At 67.0% G+C, this 17,135-nt stretch carries 12 protein-coding genes; 6 read left to right on the forward strand and 6 right to left on the reverse strand.

Features of this window, described 5'->3' with window-relative positions:
* Window positions 1-8: 8 nt before the first annotated feature.
* Window positions 9-1,247: a L,D-transpeptidase gene (locus C3B78_RS05875; RefSeq protein WP_104997235.1), complete on the forward strand. Its 1,239-nt coding sequence runs from the start codon at window positions 9-11 to the stop codon at window positions 1,245-1,247.
* A 3-nt stretch (window positions 1,248-1,250) separates the two neighbouring features.
* On the opposite strand, the gene C3B78_RS05880 is transcribed toward C3B78_RS05875, so the two are convergent.
* Entirely contained in the window at window positions 1,251-2,051 is an 801-nt protein-coding gene (locus C3B78_RS05880; RefSeq protein WP_104997236.1) for an RDD family protein, read from the reverse strand.
* Between the two features lie 72 nt (window positions 2,052-2,123).
* Between C3B78_RS05880 and C3B78_RS05885 the strand changes: the two genes are divergently transcribed.
* Both C3B78_RS05885 and C3B78_RS05890 read left to right on the forward strand, forming a co-directional pair.
* On the forward strand, window positions 2,124-3,116 hold the full coding sequence (locus C3B78_RS05885; RefSeq protein WP_199775344.1) for a stage II sporulation protein M: 993 nt from the start codon (window positions 2,124-2,126) through the stop codon (window positions 3,114-3,116).
* Between the two features lie 124 nt (window positions 3,117-3,240).
* Complete coding sequence (locus C3B78_RS05890) at window positions 3,241-4,410, forward strand: TIGR01906 family membrane protein (RefSeq protein WP_104997238.1); 1,170 nt, start codon at window positions 3,241-3,243, stop codon at window positions 4,408-4,410.
* A gap of 54 nt (window positions 4,411-4,464) precedes the next feature.
* Here C3B78_RS05890 and C3B78_RS05895 read toward each other — a convergent pair whose 3' ends face one another.
* The gene (locus C3B78_RS05895) at window positions 4,465-6,294 is read right to left on the reverse strand and encodes an AMP-dependent synthetase/ligase (RefSeq protein WP_104997239.1); all 1,830 of its coding nucleotides are present in this window, start codon (window positions 6,292-6,294) and stop codon (window positions 4,465-4,467) included.
* 67 nt (window positions 6,295-6,361) lie between these two features.
* Window positions 6,362-8,089, reverse strand: a complete 1,728-nt coding sequence (locus C3B78_RS05900) for a dolichyl-phosphate-mannose--protein mannosyltransferase (RefSeq protein ID WP_104997240.1) — start codon at window positions 8,087-8,089, stop codon at window positions 6,362-6,364.
* A gap of 46 nt (window positions 8,090-8,135) precedes the next feature.
* Here C3B78_RS05900 and rsmI point away from each other — a divergent pair, with 46 nt between their 5' ends.
* Window positions 8,136-9,011 (forward strand): 16S rRNA (cytidine(1402)-2'-O)-methyltransferase, encoded by an 876-nt coding sequence (rsmI, locus tag C3B78_RS05905; protein WP_104997241.1) that lies wholly within the window; start codon window positions 8,136-8,138, stop codon window positions 9,009-9,011.
* A 186-nt stretch (window positions 9,012-9,197) separates the two neighbouring features.
* Window positions 9,198-10,697 carry an NAD-dependent succinate-semialdehyde dehydrogenase gene (locus tag C3B78_RS05910; protein WP_104997242.1) on the forward strand — a complete coding sequence of 500 codons (1,500 nt, stop codon included), beginning with the start codon at window positions 9,198-9,200 and terminating at the stop codon, window positions 10,695-10,697.
* 20 nt (window positions 10,698-10,717) lie between these two features.
* Here the strand turns inward: C3B78_RS05910 and C3B78_RS05915 are convergent, their stop codons facing one another.
* From C3B78_RS05915 to C3B78_RS05925, 3 genes are read right to left on the reverse strand one after another with little or no spacing between them, the layout of a single operon-like run.
* Complete coding sequence (locus tag C3B78_RS05915) at window positions 10,718-13,243, reverse strand: transglutaminase TgpA family protein (protein ID WP_104997243.1); 2,526 nt, start codon at window positions 13,241-13,243, stop codon at window positions 10,718-10,720.
* Window positions 13,240-14,688 (reverse strand): DUF58 domain-containing protein, encoded by a 1,449-nt coding sequence (locus C3B78_RS05920; RefSeq protein WP_104997244.1) that lies wholly within the window; start codon window positions 14,686-14,688, stop codon window positions 13,240-13,242. The genes C3B78_RS05915 and C3B78_RS05920 overlap by 4 nt, the downstream gene beginning before the upstream one ends.
* 10 nt (window positions 14,689-14,698) lie before the next feature.
* Complete coding sequence (locus C3B78_RS05925) at window positions 14,699-15,826, reverse strand: AAA family ATPase (RefSeq protein ID WP_104997245.1); 1,128 nt, start codon at window positions 15,824-15,826, stop codon at window positions 14,699-14,701.
* Between the two features lie 162 nt (window positions 15,827-15,988).
* On the opposite strand from C3B78_RS05925, the gene C3B78_RS05930 reads away from it, so the two are divergent.
* On the forward strand, window positions 15,989-16,894 hold the full coding sequence (locus C3B78_RS05930) for a TatD family hydrolase (RefSeq protein WP_104997246.1): 906 nt from the start codon (window positions 15,989-15,991) through the stop codon (window positions 16,892-16,894).
* The last annotated feature ends 241 nt before the right edge of the window (window positions 16,895-17,135 follow it).

The following is a 17,135-nucleotide window of genomic DNA, read 5'->3' on the forward strand; positions in this document are numbered from 1 at the left end:
ATCAACATATGGAGCCCGAAGTCCAGTCCCGCCGTCCGGGGACCCTCAAGAAAATCCTCCTCGTGGTGGCTGTCTGCGTCCTTGCCGCCATGGGCGGCGTTTTCGCGGCGGTTGCGCCGGGCATCGCCCGGGGCGCCATCGAATCCGAAGCGGGATCCGCAGTCCGGACTTCCCCTGGCATTGCCTCGCCGGTTATTGCTCCCGTCAAGTCCGACGCCGCGCCGGCCAACGGTGCTAAGCAGGTGAATCCGGCGGCCCCGGTGTCGCTGAAGGTAACCAACGGCACCATCGAGCGCGTCACCTTGACCAGCACCTCAGGTGAAATCATCGAGGGCCGCATTGACGCTGCGGGCACCGGCTGGTCCGCAGCCGGGCCGCTCAAGTTCAACACCGACTACAGCTATACGTATGTCGTCAAGGACGAAGCGGGCCGCGAAACAAGCACCACGCAGTCCTTCAGCACCGTATCCAGCACGCACGAGGCGGACGCCGCCATCTACCCGCTTGATGGCATGAAAGTCGGCGTCGGACAGCCGTTGCAGGTCATCTTCAGCGAGCCGGTGGTCAACCGCGAAGCCGTGGAAAAGGCCATCACCATCACCAGCAGCGCCGGCCAGCCGGGCGCGTTCCACTGGTACAGCGACACCATGGTCCGGTACCGGCCGGAGAACTTCTGGGCCGCCAACTCCACCATCAGCATGGACATGAAACTCTTCGGTGTGGACCTGGGCAACGGCCAGATTGCCAACTTCAACAAGAAGGTGAACATCTCCATCGGCGACAAGAAGGTGGCCGTTGCCGACGCCGCTGCACACACCTTCACGCTGAGCGTCAACGACCAGGTGGTCAAGACCCTGCCGGTAAGCATGGGGGACAAGCGCTTCCCGTCGGCCCGTGGCTACGGCGTGCTGATGGAAAAGAAGCGGCATGACCACTTCCGGGCCTCAAGCATCGGCCTGAAACCCGACGATCCGGCCTACTACGGTGACGTCGACGTGGAATACACCATCCGCCTCACCCTCAGCGGCGCCTACATCCATCAGGCCCTTGAGTCGGCCTATCCGTTCATCGGCAACACGAACGTCTCGCATGGCTGCATCGGGTTTGCTCCCGACGGTGCTGCCTGGGTCTTCGACAACATGGGCACCGGGGATGTGGTGCAGATCGTCAACACCGAGGGCGACTACGCCGCCCACGACGACGGGTTCGGCGACTGGAACATTCCCTGGAGTGAGTACGACAACTAGCGGTCAGCTGCCGAAAGGCAGCCGCTGCAGCCGCTCGCCCGTCCCGGTGTTGCGCCGGCGCGATTGGGCCAGCCGGGTCAGCTCACGGTTGCGGCGTTCAGCCACGACGGCGGCAAGGTAGTCGTCCGGCCCGGTACCGGGGGGAGGGGGCGGAGCCACGTGGGCGGACAGTTCGGTGGCGATGGACAAGGCCATTTCCGAACGGGACAGGGGGGCCATCCGCGCTGCCTGGCGGAGGAACTGGGTAGCCCTGCGGGCCGTCGCATCGGGGATCCTTCCGATATCGGCGGCGGCAGCCCACGCCTTCAGCCGCTGCGGAACGAACACCGGAACCGGCTGCTCAACGGGGACCCGCGTACGGACTGCGTAGGTTCCGGCCATGAGGTCACCCAGCCTGCGCGACTTGTCATTGAACAGCGCAACGGTCAGCGCAATCCCCCCAAAGGTCAGGTAGATCTCCAGGAATCCGGTCAGGCCGCGGATGACCGCATGCCGGAACCGGATGGCGCCGCCGTCCTCCCGAACCACCCGGAGGCCGGTGGCCAGCTTGCCCAGGGACAGGCCGCGGCTCAGCGTCTCCACCCCTACAGGAACAATCACCAGGCAAAAGACCACGCCCACCAGGATCAGGGCACGCGTAGCCGCCTCGTCGAGGCCCTCACCGGCAGCTGACAGGCCAAACAGGATCGCCACCAGCAGGATGACGCTGAAGGCAACATCAAGGAGCAGGCCAAGGGCGCGGGTGGCAAAGGACGCCGGCCGCAGTTCCAGCACCACGGCCTCGCCGGTGACAATCGAACTCACAGTTCTTTCCCGCTCCTCAAGGCTTTCGGTGTGGTCGCTCACAGTCTAGTGCGGTAGCGCTAGGCTGGTCCCGTGGATATGGACGCCTTTTCCGCCGTCAACGCGGACAAGTGGGCACGGCTGCATGAGCTTGCCTCCAAGGGCAGGCTCAGCGGCCGCGAGGCCGATGAACTGCTGGCGCTGTACCAGTCCACGTCGGCGCACCTGTCCCTGATCCGCTCGGTCGCCCCCGAAAGCGGGCTCTCCGCCTCCCTGTCCGCCACCCTCGCGCAGGCGAGGACCCGGTTCACCGGCGCGCGGTCCAACCCCATGGCGGACCTGGCACGGTTCTTCGTGGTGGCACTTCCGGCGGCGTTCTACCGCCTGACCTGGCTCACGCTTGCCTGCGGCGCGGCCTTCACCCTCATCGGTGCGGCGTACGCACTCTGGATTGGCACGTCCCCGGAAGCGCTGCGGGCAGTGGCGTCCGAGGCCGCGGCCCGGCAGTACGTCGAGGAAGACTTCATCAACTACTATTCCGAAAACCCGGCTGCGTCCTTCGCAGGCGCCGTGTGGACCAACAACGCCTGGATCAGTGCGCAGGCTGTCGCGTTGGGGATTACGGGCTTCTGGGTTCCGATGATCCTCTTCAGCAATGCCCAGGGCGTGGGGGTCGCCGCCGGTATTTTTGCCGCCGCAGGCAAAACCGACGTTTTCTTCAGCTATATCCTGCCGCACGGCCTGATGGAACTCACCGCAGTCTTCATCGCCTGTGCCGCCGGCCTGCGGATCTTCTGGGCGATGGTTTCACCAGGCGCGAGGACCAGGGGCAGGGCGGTGGCCGAGGAGGGCAGGTCCCTGATCACCGTGGCCCTTGGCCTGGTCCTGGTGTTGTTTGTCTCCGGGCTGGTGGAAGGATTTGTCACTCCCAGCGCGCTGCCGGTGTGGGCCAAGATTGCCATCGGCGCCGCAGTTTTGGCTGCCTACTGGCTCTACGTGCTGAAGTGCGGCAGGCCGGCGTACCTGGCCGGAGAACGCGGGGACCTCCGGCGTGAGGACGCGGGCTACCCGGAAATCGCTGCCTGAATCGTTGTAATCCGACCGGGGTGGTTCCTCGCCCAGCCGAAGGCGCGGACGGTAGGCTCGTCAACAGGTAAAGCGCGCCTGCTGACCCCGGCCCGGCGCGGACATTCGACGGAAGTGACCTGCTGTGAAAGACGAAACACCGGCCCGCGCCAAAAGCCCGGAGCCGCAGCCGGAACCGCTCCTGGATACCTCCCGGGACTCCGACGAGCCTGCGTTTTCCTGGCTGACCCAGGGTAGCGGCTCCAATGCAGCCAGCGATTCCAACGGAACATCCGGGTCCTCGCCCGCCCCGGCCTCCGCGGCCCCCGTCCCATCCACAGCTGACGGTTCCGCCGCTCCCGCCGCCACCGCTGGGACAAAGGGCACCGGTTCCGCAGGCGATGAACAAGCCAAGCCAAGGGTCCCGGAAGGCGCCGGCCGGCCTGAGACCCGGGCGGACCGGAAAGCAGCCGAAGCTGCCGCCGACCCCGACGGCGGGGGCAGTTCCCCGGTATTCAGGGAGCCCCTTGCCACATCCGCTCTGCAGGTCCGCCCGCCGGAGGAGGAAGTGGAGCGCCGCAATGCCCAGCGGGAAAGTGCCGCGAACGCCAAGCCGGTGGCGCCGCGCGTCATTCAGGTGTTGCTTGCGATATTCTTCCCGGTGATCCTGCTGATCCTGGCTGTCCGGGCGGTGACCAGTCCGCTGTTCCTATGGGTTGAATACAACCGCCCCGGATTCCCCGGCGACGGGTACGGGTTCAGCACGGACGACCGGATGACCTACGGCTCCTATGCAGTGGATTACCTCAGCAACTGGTCCGGCCCGCGCTACCTGGGAGACCTGGTGCACCGCGGCGGCGAGAAGCTTTTCAAGGACGGCGAAGTCAGCCACATGGCGGACGTCAAACTGGTGATCCTCTCAACCTTCGGCGCAGGTGCCCTGCTGCTCCTGCTGGGCCTCATCGCCGTCCTCTACCTCCGCAAGCGAAGCACCGGGGGCGTCCGGCGGGGACTTTTCGCCGGTTCCCTTGTCACCCTGGTCCTCATTCTGGGCCTCGGGACGCTGGCGTTCCTGGGCTGGCAGCAGTTCTTTACCGAGTTCCACCGGATCTTCTTCGCCGATGGGACTTGGACCTTCAGCATGGATGACACCCTGATCCGGCTGTTCCCGGGCCAGTTCTGGATAGATGCCGGCATGGTGATCGCCGCCCTGGTCCTGCTGACGTCGCTCCTGACGCTCATCCTCACCTGGCCCACCCGCCGGCGGCGTGGACTGGTGAAGGACGAACCGGCTCCGGCGGCAGGCCAGGAGTAGGCAGGACAGGATCGCCGTCCGGGCAACCGGCTCCACGCAGCCGGGCCGGCGGGCTCAGGCGTACAGCCTGGCGATTTCGTCGCCGTAGTCACGAACAACCGCGGCACGCTTCAGTTTGAGGGAGGGGGTCAGGTGCCCCGACTCCACGGTAAACCGGGCGTCGAGGAGCGAGAAGCTCCGGATGGACTCGGCTTTGGATACCAGCAGGTTCGCCTGGTCCACCGCATCCTGGACTGCCGCGAGGACGTCCGGGTCCTTGGTCGCGTCGCTGGCCGCCAGGGCGGGCAGGCCCCGTTCCGAGCGCCAGTTGTCCACGCCCTCGGGGTCGAGGGTGACCAGCGCGGAGACGAAGGGTTTCCCATCGCCCACCACCACGGCATGCGCCACCAGCGGATGCGAACGGATCTTTTCCTCCAGCGGGCCCGGCGCCACATTCTTGCCGCCCGCTGTGACCAGGAGGTCCTTCTTACGGCCCGTCACGGTGAGGAATCCCTGCGGATCCAGTTCCCCGAGGTCGCCGGTCCGGAAAAACCCGTCAACGAAAGCCTCGGCATTCGCGGCCTGGTTGGCATGGTAGCCCTTGAAGACGCCAATCCCCTTGACCAGGATTTCACCGTCTTGCGCTACACGGATGGTGGTGCCGGGGATGGGTATTCCCACTGAGCCCACCCGGGTGCGCGAGGGAGTGTTGGCGGTGCACGGCGCCGTGGTTTCGGTCAGCCCGTAGCCTTCCAGTACCGGGATGCCGGCACCCCGGAAGAAGTGGGCGTCCTCAAGGGCCAGCGGACTTGCCCCGGATACCGTATACCCCACCTGCCCGCCCAGGGCCTGTCGAAGGCGGGGATACAGCAGCCGGTCAAAGATTCCACGGCGGACCCGGCACAGCAGCCCGGGACCGCTGCCCTTCCCGCGGTTCCGCTTATCCTCCTCCTGCGAGAATTCGATGGCCGCGGCCGAGGCGGCCCGGAAGAGCCAGGCCTTGCCCGCCAGGGCAGCCTTGTGGGCGGCGCTGGCCCTGACTTTTTCGAAGATCCGCGGCACCACCAGCAGGAAAGTGGGCCGGTAGCTGCGCAGGTCCTCGAGGAGCTGGGCGGCTCCCGGTGTATGGCCCAGGGTGGCCCCGGCGGAGAGGCACACCACCTGCACGGCACGGGCAAGGACATGGGCCAGCGGCAGGAACATCAGGGTGCGGGCCTGGTCCTGCAGCAGCAGTTCCGGAAGGAACGCCACGATGTTCTTCGCCACCAGGGCGAAGTTTCCGTGCGTGATCTCGCAGCCCTTGGGATTTCCCGTGGTGCCTGAGGTGTACACCAGGGACGCGACGTCGTCCAGGCCGGCGCGGCTGCGGTGCCGCTCGAGCTCCGCGTCGGTAACCCCGGCGCCGGCAGCGGCGAGGCTGGCAAGGTCCGGCGCTTCGCCGTCGTAATCCATCCGCACGACGTTGACCAGCCGGTCCCGGAGCAGGGAGGAGCCGGCGAGCACATTGGTGACAAGGTCCACCGTGGCCCGGTCCCCGGCAAAAACGCGGCGCACGCCGGCGTCCTGCATGATCCACTCCACCTGGCGTGCGGAGGATGTCTCGTAGATGGGGACCGTCACGCCGCCGGCAAACCAGATGGCGAAATCGACCAGGGTCCATTCGTAGGAGGTGGGGGACATCACGGCCACGGCGTCGCCCGGCTCGATGCCGCCGGCGATCAGGCCCTTGGCCAGGGCACTGACATCCTGCAGGAACTTGTGTGCTGTGACGTCAACCCACCCGTTGGGTCCCTTCCTGCGGTACAGGGCGTGGGCAGGGTTGGCCGCATGCTGCTCCAGCAGCAGGTCAGTGACGTTGCTGGCGGCGTCAAGCTCAACCAGCAGTTCGGTGCTCGCTTCTCTCACAACAGGTCTCCGTTTCCGCTGCCACGCCGCGGCAGCGGCTCCGTTGGGGGTCTGATGCCATCCTGCCCTAGATCCAGGACGGCATCCACATCCGGACTTTCCAGTCCTCGTACGGAATGGTTTCGGCAGCCCAGACAGGATAGAAGAAGGCCGACAGGAGGACTGCGGCAGCGACAAAAAGGGCAACCAGGTAGAGCCCCGAACGGCGGCGCCAGGGCGGGTCGGCTGCCCTGCCCAGGACGAGCCCCAGGCAGTACGTCAGGGCCAGGATGAGGAACGGTTCAAAGGACACCGCGTAGAAGTAGAACATGGTCCGTTCGGGGTACAGGAACCACGGCAGGTATCCCGCGGCCACGCCGGCCAGCACCGCACCGGCGCGCCAGTCCCGGCGCCCGGCCCACCAGAACAGGAGGACCACCAGGGATACGGCTGCACCCCACCAGATCAGGGGGTTTCCCACGGACAGGATCGCGGAAGTGCATTTTTCCACAGCACAGCCGGGCGTGCCCTGTTGGGGCGATTCGTAAAAGAACGACGTCGGCCTGCCGAGCACCAGCCAGCTCCAGGCAGATGCCTCGTACGGGTGCTCCGAACCCAGGCCCTGGTGGAACGTGTAGGCCTCCCGGTGATAGTGGGCCAGCGAGCGGACAGAGTCTGGCAGCCAGCCCCACTCGGCGGAGGGGTTGCCCTCGGCCCACCGGCGGAAGTACGCATTTTCGGACCGGAACCAGCCTGTCCACGCGGCCGCGTAGACGACACCGGCCACTGGAACCGTGCTGAGGAATGCCGGGATGCCGTCCTTGATGACGCCCCCGCTGATCCAGCCGCGGATGCCTGCCACCCGCCGGGCGTTTAGGTCCCACAGGACGGTGAGGAGTCCAAACCCGGCCAGGAAAAACAGGCCGGACCATTTGGTCCCGACGGCGAGCCCCAGGCAGGCTCCTGCCGTTACCCGCCACCAGCGGACGCCCAGCCAGGGGCCGGAGAGCAGGTGGTCCGCCGTGGGGATGCCTCCGTTTCCTGCGGCAGCCCGGGCCAGCCGGACCGCGAGCCGGCGCCGGCCGTCATCCCGGTCAAGCAGCAGGGCGCCAAACGCGGCGAGAACCCAGAACATAAGGAAGATGTCCAGGAGCGAGGTCCGGGACATCACCAGGTGGTGGCCGTCCACGGCCAGCAGGAGTCCTGCGGCTCCCGCCAGCGAAAGGGAGCGGAACAGCTTCAGGGCGATCAGCGACAGCAGCAGGATGGACAAGGTGCCGGTCAGTGCGGCGGAGAAGCGCCACCCAAACGGGTTGTCAGGGCCGAAAAGCCACATACCTGCCGTGATCATCCACTTGCCCACGGGCGGATGGACCACGTACTCGGGGGAGTCCAGCAGCACTCCGGGGTTTCCGGAGTTGAATGCGTCATTGGCCTTGTCCGGCCAGCTGCGTTCGTAGCCGCTGACCAGGTAGGAATACGCGTCCTTCACGTAGTACGTTTCGTCAAAGACCAGCTTGGGCGGGGCCTCGAGCCGGACAAAGCGCAGGATCCCGCCGACGAGGGCAGTCAGGACGGGAACCAGCAGGAGCCACAGCCGGAGCGACGGCGGGTAGTCGCGCCACGTTTGGACGCTTCCGAGGAGCCTGGCTGTGAGGGATTCCGCCGTGAACGCCTCCGCCGGGCGGCTGACCCACGGCCGTTGTGCGGTACTCCCCGGACTGCCTGGTGTCCCCCCTGCTTCCCTGCCTGCTGCAGTGGGGGCGGCGTGTCCGGTCCCGCCCGGCCGCGTCGAGGTCTGCGTCACGAGCCCCATGCTACCGTTTGCGGCCGGTAGTCCTCCGCAGCAGTAGGCTGGTGGCGTGGACCCTAACCCCAGCACCATTCCAGATTCCGGCCCGGCAACTCCCGGGCGCATCGTGCTTGCCGCCACTCCAATCGGCAACACCGGGGACGCTTCCGCAAGGCTGGTGGAACTGCTGGGAACCGCTGACATCGTGGCCGCCGAGGACACCCGCCGGCTGCACCGCCTGGTCCAGAGCCTGGGCGTGACCGTGGCCGGACGGATTATCAGCTACCACGAGCACAACGAGGCCACCAAGACCGCCGAGCTGCTGGCGCAGGTGCAGGCAGGAAGCACCCTGGTCATGGTTACGGACGCCGGGATGCCCTCGGTCTCGGACCCTGGTTTCCGACTGGTTGAAGGGGCGGTCGCTGCAGGCCTCACCGTGACGGCGGTTCCGGGGCCGTCGGCGGTACTCACCGCCCTGGCATTGTCCGGCCTGCCCACGGACCGCTTCTGCTTTGAGGGGTTCCTTCCGCGGAAGGCCGGTGAGAGGGCGTCGCGGCTGGCCGAACTTGCGGGGGAGCGCAGGACCATGGTGTTCTTCGAGGCACCGCACCGGCTGGAGGTGATGCTCCGGGCGGTGCGCGAACGGTTCGGACCGGACCGTCCCGTCGCCGTCTGCCGTGAACTGACCAAAACATATGAAGAGGTCATCCGCGGCACGCTCAGTGAACTATTGGTGTGGGCGGAAAGCACGGAGATCAGGGGCGAGATCGCCGTTGTCCTGGGCGGGGCGCCGGAAAAGGCTCCCGGCACGCCGGAGGACCATGTGGCCGCCGTGAACGAACTCGTGGCCCAGGGCATCCGGCTCAAGGAAGCGGTGGCAGCGGTGGCCGAGGACGTCCGGGTGAGCAAGCGGGAACTGTACTCCGCCGTGCTGGCGGCCCGCTGACGGTCCCCGCAAACGATGCCTGGTCCGCTGTGCAGCTGCACAGCAGCGCCATGATGCGGCAGTGCGCAACGGCGTAGACCAGCCGGAAGCCGCCGCAGTAGTCTGGCAGTAATCCAGCCTGTATGGGCCGGTCACTCCGGCCGCTGCCGATCGGGCTGCACCAACCCAACTGACGAGGGAGTCATCGTGACTGTCACTGCACAGCCGGCCGTTTCCGCAGACCGCGAAAGCGCCCTTCTGGCCTCTGTCCCCACTGGCCTGCTCATCAACGGCGAATGGCGCGATGCCATGTCCGGGAAGACCTTCGACGTCGAAGATCCCGCCACCGGCAAGGTGCTGCTGAGCCTTGCCGACGCCGGACCCGAGGACGGTGCCGCAGCCCTGGATGCCGCCGCCGCCGCGCAGGAGTCCTGGGCTAAGGTGCCCCCGCGCGAACGGGGCGAGATCCTCCGCCGCGCGTTCGAGCTCGTCACCGAACGCGCCGAGGACTTCGCGCTGCTGATGACCATGGAGATGGGCAAGCCGCTGGCGGAAGCGCGCGGCGAGGTCACCTACGGCGCAGAGTTCCTGCGCTGGTTCTCGGAGGAAGCTGTCCGGGCCTTCGGCCGCTACTCGGTGTCTCCGGACGGCAAGTCGCGCCTGCTGGTGACCAAGAAGCCGGTGGGCCCGTGCCTGCTGATCACGCCGTGGAACTTCCCGCTGGCCATGGCAACCCGCAAGATCGCCCCGGCCGTCGCTGCAGGCTGCACCATGGTCCTGAAGTCTGCGAACCTTACCCCGCTGACCTCCCAGCTGTTCGCCGCCGTCATGATGGAAGCCGGCCTGCCCGCCGGTGTCCTGAACGTCATTCCCACCTCGACCGCTGGTGCCACTACCGGCCCCCTGATCAAGGATTCCCGGCTCCGGAAGCTCTCCTTCACCGGGTCCACCGAGGTGGGCCGCCGCCTGCTCTCCGATGCCTCCGGAACCGTCCTGCGCACCTCCATGGAACTCGGCGGCAACGCCCCGTTCCTGGTCTTCGAGGACGCTGACCTGGATGCCGCCGTTGCCGGGGCGATGCTCGCCAAGCTCCGCAACATGGGCGAGGCCTGCACTGCAGCGAACCGCTTTATCGTGCATGAGTCCATCGCCGCCGCGTTCGCGGAAAAGTTCGCGGCGAAAATGAAGGACATGACCACCGCCCGCGGGACCGAGCCGGAGTCCAAGGTGGGCCCGCTGATTGACGCCAAGAGCCGGGACAAGGTCCATGAACTCGTCTCCGATGCTGTTGCCTCAGGCGCCAAAGCCATCCTGGGCGGCGGGCCGGTGGAGGGTCCGGGCTACTTCTACCAGCCCACCATCCTTTCCGGGGTTACCGAGGGCACGCGCATCCTGTCCGAGGAAATCTTCGGCCCCGTGGCCCCGATCATCACATTCAGCAGCGAGGACGACGCCGTGCGCCTGGCCAACAACACCGAATACGGGCTGGTGGCCTACGTCTTCACCAAGGACCTGAACCGCGGCATCCGGATGGGCGAGCGCCTTGAGACCGGCATGCTTGGCCTGAACGCCGGCGTCATTTCAAACGCGGCTGCCCCGTTCGGCGGTGTCAAGCAGTCCGGCCTGGGACGCGAGGGCGGCCTTGAAGGCATCGAGGAGTACCTCTACACGCAGTACATCGGCATCGCCGACCCCTACGCCGGATAACACTTTCGGCTGGCGGCCGGTCAGCCCCCGCTTCGCCGGTGGACGCCGTCGCGCGGTCCAGGCCTGGAAGGACCAGGCCAGGAACGGGCGGCGGCTTTTGCCGTCCTGGCCAGGACGCGGCCAGTGGCGCGGAACGGGGCGGCGAGAAAGCGCCCCAGCCCGCCCATGACCGACGGCGGGATCCAGGTGGCCTGCAGCCGCCGCCTGAGCGGGGCATTGGCGCGCAGTGTTTCTTCCAGGGCCGCAACGTCGGCCGCCATGGCGGTTGCCCTGTCCCGGGCGGCCCGTGACTTTGCGTCGTCGGTTTCCTGTTCCGGGATGGTGCGGGGCGGGCGGCCATAGCTGTGGCGTTCGAAGTTTTCCGTGAGGGCAGCGGCTGCCGCATGCGCGGGCCGGTCCAAGCCTTCCCGGTCGCCCAGCAGGGCGCCACGGAACCGCGCCGAATAGGCCCGGGGTGTCTCGCTGGCGCCTGGCGGCAGTCCGTAGTCGGTGCCGAGGTCCAGCAGTTCGCGCCATCCCATGGGCACGGCCTTGCCGGGGTCCTGCGGCCGGAGCCGCCGTGCCCGGAGTCCCGCCCGAACCATCCTCGGGGCGGCCGCAAGGAGCGCCATCGCCAGGATGCCACCGGCGCCCAGGAGCCACGGCAGGAGCTGGACGCCGCCGTCAGCCCTTCCGCCGCCACCGCCGGGGGCGGGCAGCGGGGTGGTGCCGGGTGCCGGAACGGGAGCGGGTGTGGCGCCGGGCACCAGGTCCTGGTTGTTGTCCAGTGCGTCGGGGGCGGCAGATACCGATGATTGTGTGGCGTACTCGGGGACCACGCCGCGGGACGGGGTGGGCTCGAAGGGCACCCAGCCAAGCCCCTGGAAGTAAAGTTCCGGCCACGCGTGGGCATCACGCGCATCCACCTCGTATTCGGGCAGGGCCCCCTGACCGGCCACGGAAACGGTGGCGCCGGTGAGCCTGCCGGGGGCGTAGCCTACGGCGATCCGGCTGGGAATACCTTCCAGCCTTGCCATAACGGCCATTGCGGACGCGTAATGGATGCAGTATCCGCTCTTCTGCTCCAGGAAGTCAGCCAGCACCGAGAGCCCGTTGCCGTCATAGCCGCCCTGCACCGGAGACTGCAGCGAGTAGGTGAACTCGGCGGAACGCAGGTACTTCTGGATGGCCATCGCCTTCTGGTACGGCGTGCCAGTCCCGGCCACGGTATCGGCGGTGGCGCGCACAACGTCGGGAACATTGCCGGGGATCCGGGTGAAGTCCTCGGGGATGCCCTGGACTGCTGCCGAGGACTGATCCAAGAGCGCAGCCGTCAGTTTGGGCACGGAGGACGTCACCAGGTACTCCTGCCTTCGTGTGGTCGTGGTGCCCGATCCCTTGATGCTCAAGGTCGCCGGGTCCCAGGTCCAGCGGCCGCTCAGCCCGCGGACCGTTTCGGGAGCATACGGTGCGGGAAGGTAGGGGCTGTTGAAGCTGCCGGCGTCGATGGCCGTGACCAGCCTTAGCTGTTCGTCGGCAAGCACCGGATAGCCAGGGTCGATCCGGCCGCCCATCGGCAGCCGGGAAGCGTCACGGTCGTCCGGGCCCCAGGATTCGCCGTCGAAATTGTCCACGGTGACGGAGCGCAGGTACAGCGGGGCGGATGCATTGGTGGCGTAGGTGATCCGCCCGCTTCCGTCAGGGGTGCGCAGGCTGTTGCCCAGGGTGATCATGGGGTTCAGTCCGGTCGACGTGCCCCACGGATTAAGGCGGGATCCTTGCGGGAACGTGCCCTGGTCAAACCCGGGAATGGCCAGGGGCACCACCAGGGTTGCGGCAAGTGCAACCGACCCCGTGAGCACGGCGCGCCGCAAGTGGCCCGGACTCCGGACGGCCTCGGTCTGAAGCCGGGCGTCGGGGGCGAAATACTGGCTGCAGGCAAGGATCATCAGGTATCCGGCAACTGTGGCGGCGAACCCCCAGAAGCCTACGCTCTGCGGCTTGATCATCGCTGGCACCACCAGGATGGCCAGCAGCCCCACCCCGGTAGCGGCCGGCATGCCGAGTGGCAGCGCAAGTGCATCCACCAGGATCACCGCGAGGCCCAGGACCGCGCAGACAACCATGACGATGCCAACATTGGGCGCCACGGGCGCGGTCTCGGAGAGAACAGTCTCGCTGGCCCGCCGGACCAGGCGGTCCAGCTCGGCGAAGCTGCCTCCGGTGGGAATAAGTCCGGCAAAGCTCGAGCTTCGGAAAAACGTCAGCGTCAGGATGGCACCAAGGGAAAGGAAACCGCCGGCTGTCACCAGCAGGGGCTGCGCGCGCAGGGACCGGAGGGCGGCCAGGGTGAAACTGACCACCAGGACGGAGGTCAGCACCGGCCAGTACCAGCCCCAGCCCCGGAGCACGCCGTTCAGCGACAGGCCGGCACCGCAGACAGCCACGGCGATCGCGCCGGCCATGGCCCAGGGATAGGCGCCAACCGGCGGCCTGGCGGCGGGCTGCTCGCCCGGCGTCCCGGACGGCAGGCCCGTCCCGTGTTTGCGCGCTGGTGCCATGGTCACAGGGACACCCCCGTTCCGCGGCGGACGTCGGCGGTGGGGGTGGGTATGGCCAGATCCTGGTCGAACTGGCTCCAGGCTGCCGCCACGGGAACCGAGGGGGCGATTGCCACTGCCCGCCAGCCTCCCTGGCGGAGCACCTCCAGGACGTCCGCATACTCTGCGGGCCTGTCAGCAGCGATAATTGCAAAGGCATTGGTGGCGTAGTTTGCCGCCGGGGCAAGGGCAAGGGCCTCCATGCGCGAAATGGTTCCGAGCACCGCGATGACGGGACCCCGCATGCGGTGTGCGGACAGCTTATCCATGAGGAGGTCGTCGAAGGCTTCCGGCCCCGGATCATGGGACGCGCGGTCGCCGCCCCCCGCCCGGGCCGCCCACTCGTGAAGGACATTGTCACGCCGGGCGTGATGGGATCCGGTCAACTGGATGGCAGCAAGGCTTTCCCCAATGGACTGGAGCCCGGCACCACCGCTGTACTCCTCAACCTCAGGTTCGGGCGCGGACGGCGAGTGCAGGAAGGCGGGCCCGCCGCCGGTGTCCAGCAGGCGCAGCGCGTAGTTTCGCTCCGCCAGATGGGCGCTGATCGACATGACCGCCACAACGCTCCATTCGAAGGTCGCGCAGCTGGCCATGGGGTGCCCGTCCTGGCCGGCTTGTCCGGCCGGACCGTTACCGGAGCCCCCGGAAAACGCGCTGTACCGGTGGTCCATGATGATTGTTGCCTCGGGGGTGGTTACCGACTCCTCCTGCCGCACCATGAGGTCGCCATGGCGTGCAGTGGCAGCCCAGTGCACCCGCCGCATGGGATCCCCATGCCGGTACTCGCGGGTCATGACGTCGTCGTCGCTGGGATTGGCCCGGATCCTGGTGGCCGTGACGCCATCGTTGCCCCGGGCACCGGCCAGCCCGGTCAGGGGAAGCACGACGGCGGCTGGCGTCACGGTGAGGACGTCGCCGTCGTCAATCGCCTGGCGGTGCAGCGAAAGGCCGAACGGGTCCGTGAACTCGGCCGTCACCGGGCCAATGAGGTACTGCCCCCGCCGGGCTGAGCGCAGGTGGTACTCGTACCGGCTGGTGCCGCCGGTGGCGGAACGGGAGGGGAAACGGAACGCCGGCGACTCGCCCAGGCGGGCAGGCAGCCGCTCTTCCATGGTCGCCCTGCCGCTGCCGCTGCCGATTCCCGTCCGGGCCACCGCGAGCCGGACGGTGGTGGGCGCGGAGGTTTCCACGGGGGAGGGGTTGAACTCCCGGTACACCTGGAACCTGGGCTTTACCAGCCGGATCCCGGCAAGCGAAACCAAAGGAAGGACCATGAGCAGCACACTCAACGTCAACAGGTCCCTGCGGCCCATGATGTACGCCGCTCCGAGGGCGATGCCACCGGCAGAAATCATGCCCCAGCCACGTGTTGTGAAGAGGTGCCGGGGCACCCTGTCCAGCAGGGCCATGGGTAGCCGCCTAGTGGTTCCTGCCCAGGCCGGTGACCGGGGCAGCAGTCCGGCCGGCAGATACAGGAGCCCTGGTGCCGGCTCCAGTGGTCCCGGAAGTGACGGGCAAGCGTGACAGGATGCCCCGCAGGACACTGTGCGGGGTCTCCCCGGCACCAGCAGCCTTCCGGTCCAGGATGATCCTGTGTGCCAGCACGGCCTCGGCGACGTGGACGACGTCATCCGGCAGCACGAAGTCGCGCCCGTCCAGGGCAGCTGTGGCTTTCGCCGCGCGCAGCAGCTGCAGCATTGACCGGGGGCTGGCACCCAGCCGAAGCAACGGGCTTTCCCTCGTGGCCCTGCCCACGGACACTGTGTACTCCTTGACAGCCTGGGACACGTAAACCTGCTGGACGGTGGTGATCATGGCTGCCACCTCTGCGGCAGTGACGACCGCGGAAACCTTGGCCAGGGGCGAGGTTGCCTGGTGCGTCTCGAGCATCTCGATCTCGGCGTCCTTGTCCGGGTATCCCATGGAAATCCTGGCCATGAAACGGTCCCGCTGCGCCTCGGGCAGCGGGTACGTTCCCTCCATTTCGATGGGGTTCTGGGTAGCGACCACCATGAACGGCTCGTCGAGCCGGTACGAGTTGCCGTCCACTGTCACCTGGTGCTCTTCCATGCATTCGAGCAGCGCGGACTGGGTCTTGGCCGAGGCGCGGTTGATTTCGTCGCCGATGACGATGTTGGCGAAGACAGCCCCCGGACGGAACTCAAACAGCCGGGAGGACTGGTTGTAGATGGACACGCCGGTCACATCGGACGGCAAAAGGTCCGGGGTGAACTGGATGCGGTTGACAGTGCAGTCGATAGTACGTGCCAGCGTCTTGGCGAGGAGTGTCTTCCCTACGCCCGGGACATCTTCAAGCAGCAGGTGTCCCTGGGCCAGCAGTACGGTCAGCGCCAGTCTGGCGGCGTCGGATTTCCCATCGATGACTGTATTGACGGATGTGAGGATGCGCTGGCTCGCCGCGTGGAAGGAAGCAGCGTCCATGGCTGCGGGGCGGTGACCGTTCAAATGGCTGACAGGATCAGCGATCCCCGCCAGGTTGCGGTTCACAGCGCTCACATCGTTGGCAGTGCGTCGGTGGGGTTCCATCGGCAACCTTTCAGCGCTGGTTCACCTGGACGGGACAGCAGGCCTGCCTTCGCCCGTCGGGTGGGCGTTCGCATGTGTTCGTACCAGACTACTAACACAACTGCCGCAGCAGACAGAGAGTTCCGACAAATATCCGGGACCATCCGCGGCTAGGCTGGACGGATGTGCAATTCGCTTCCTCCCGCTGCCTACCAGGACCCCGCAACGGCAGGCGCACCGGAGCCGGGGAGTTCACGGCCAAAGGCGTTTCCGCCCGCTCCGGAACCCCTTCCGGTGCCCGTGATGGACAACCACACGCACCTTGACTTCCCGGACGGGCAGGCCCCTGTCGGAGTGAAGGCGGCTTTGGATGCCGCCGCCGCCGTGGGTGTCCGGGGAGCAGTCCAGGTGGGCTGCGACCTTGAATCGTCCCGGTTCACGGTCCGGGCGGTGGACCTGGACGAGCGGCTGCTGGGTGCGGTGGCGCTGCACCCCAACGATGCCCCCCGTTACGCCGCCCGCGGCCAACTGGAAGAAGCGCTCGCAGAGATTGAGCAGCTCGCCGCCCACCCCCGTATCCGGGCCATCGGGGAGACCGGGCTCGATTTCTACCGCACCGAGGGGGAAGGGCTGGCGCATCAGAGGTACTCCTTCCGGCGCCACATCGACATGGCCAGGCGCCTGGACCTTACGCTCCAGATCCACGACCGGGACGCCCATGACGACGTCGTCCAGGTGCTGAGGGAGGAAGGCGCGCCGGGGCGGGTGGTTTTCCACTGTTTCTCCGGCGACGACGGGCTGGCGAGGATCTGCAACGAGGAAGGGTGGTGGATGTCCTTTGCAGGTACGCTGACCTTTCGGAATGCAGCGAATCTGCGCCGGGCCCTGGCAGTTGCGGACCCCGGGTTGGTCCTGGTGGAAACCGATGCGCCGTTCCTGACTCCGCACCCCCATCGCGGGCGGCCGAACGCCAGCTATATGGTTCCTTACACCGTCCGGGCCATGGCCGAATTGACAGGAACCGACCTTGCAGAAATGTGCGCAGGAATAAGCGCAAATACCGTACGGGCCTACGGATCCTGGGACTAGGAAGCCGTTTCCCCCGTGTTATCAAATAAATACCCGGTATGCAGAATTGTTGGTTGCTTTATAACGCTACGGTTACAGTGGTCAGATATTAGCCGGGGTCGGGGAAGGCCAGCGGGTAATTCACTTCTTTCTGCAGCAGGCTGCCGGGCGCTGCCCCGGCCTGCCGATTGAGCGGAGTTTAGGCGGTGCAACGGTGCCCGGATTGCCCTTTGCGGCGGTGCCGGGCATTTTATTGCGCGAT

This window comes from Arthrobacter sp. PGP41, assembly GCF_002953935.1.
Taxonomy (GTDB): Bacteria; Actinomycetota; Actinomycetes; order Actinomycetales; family Micrococcaceae; genus Arthrobacter.

Bases quoted from the DNA above. Each gene is read 5' to 3' on its own strand.
- C3B78_RS05875 (WP_104997235.1), top strand. From the start codon at position 9: ATGGAGCCCGAAGTCCAGTCCCGCCGTCCGGGGACCCTCAAGAAAATC.
- C3B78_RS05900 (WP_104997240.1), bottom strand. From the start codon at position 8,089: ATGGGGCTCGTGACGCAGACCTCGACGCGGCCGGGCGGGACCGGACAC.
- C3B78_RS05930 (WP_104997246.1), top strand. From the start codon at position 15,989: ATGTGCAATTCGCTTCCTCCCGCTGCCTACCAGGACCCCGCAACGGCA.
- C3B78_RS05925 (WP_104997245.1), bottom strand. From the start codon at position 15,826: ATGGAACCCCACCGACGCACTGCCAACGATGTGAGCGCTGTGAACCGC.
- C3B78_RS05920 (WP_104997244.1), bottom strand. From the start codon at position 14,688: ATGGCCCTGCTGGACAGGGTGCCCCGGCACCTCTTCACAACACGTGGC.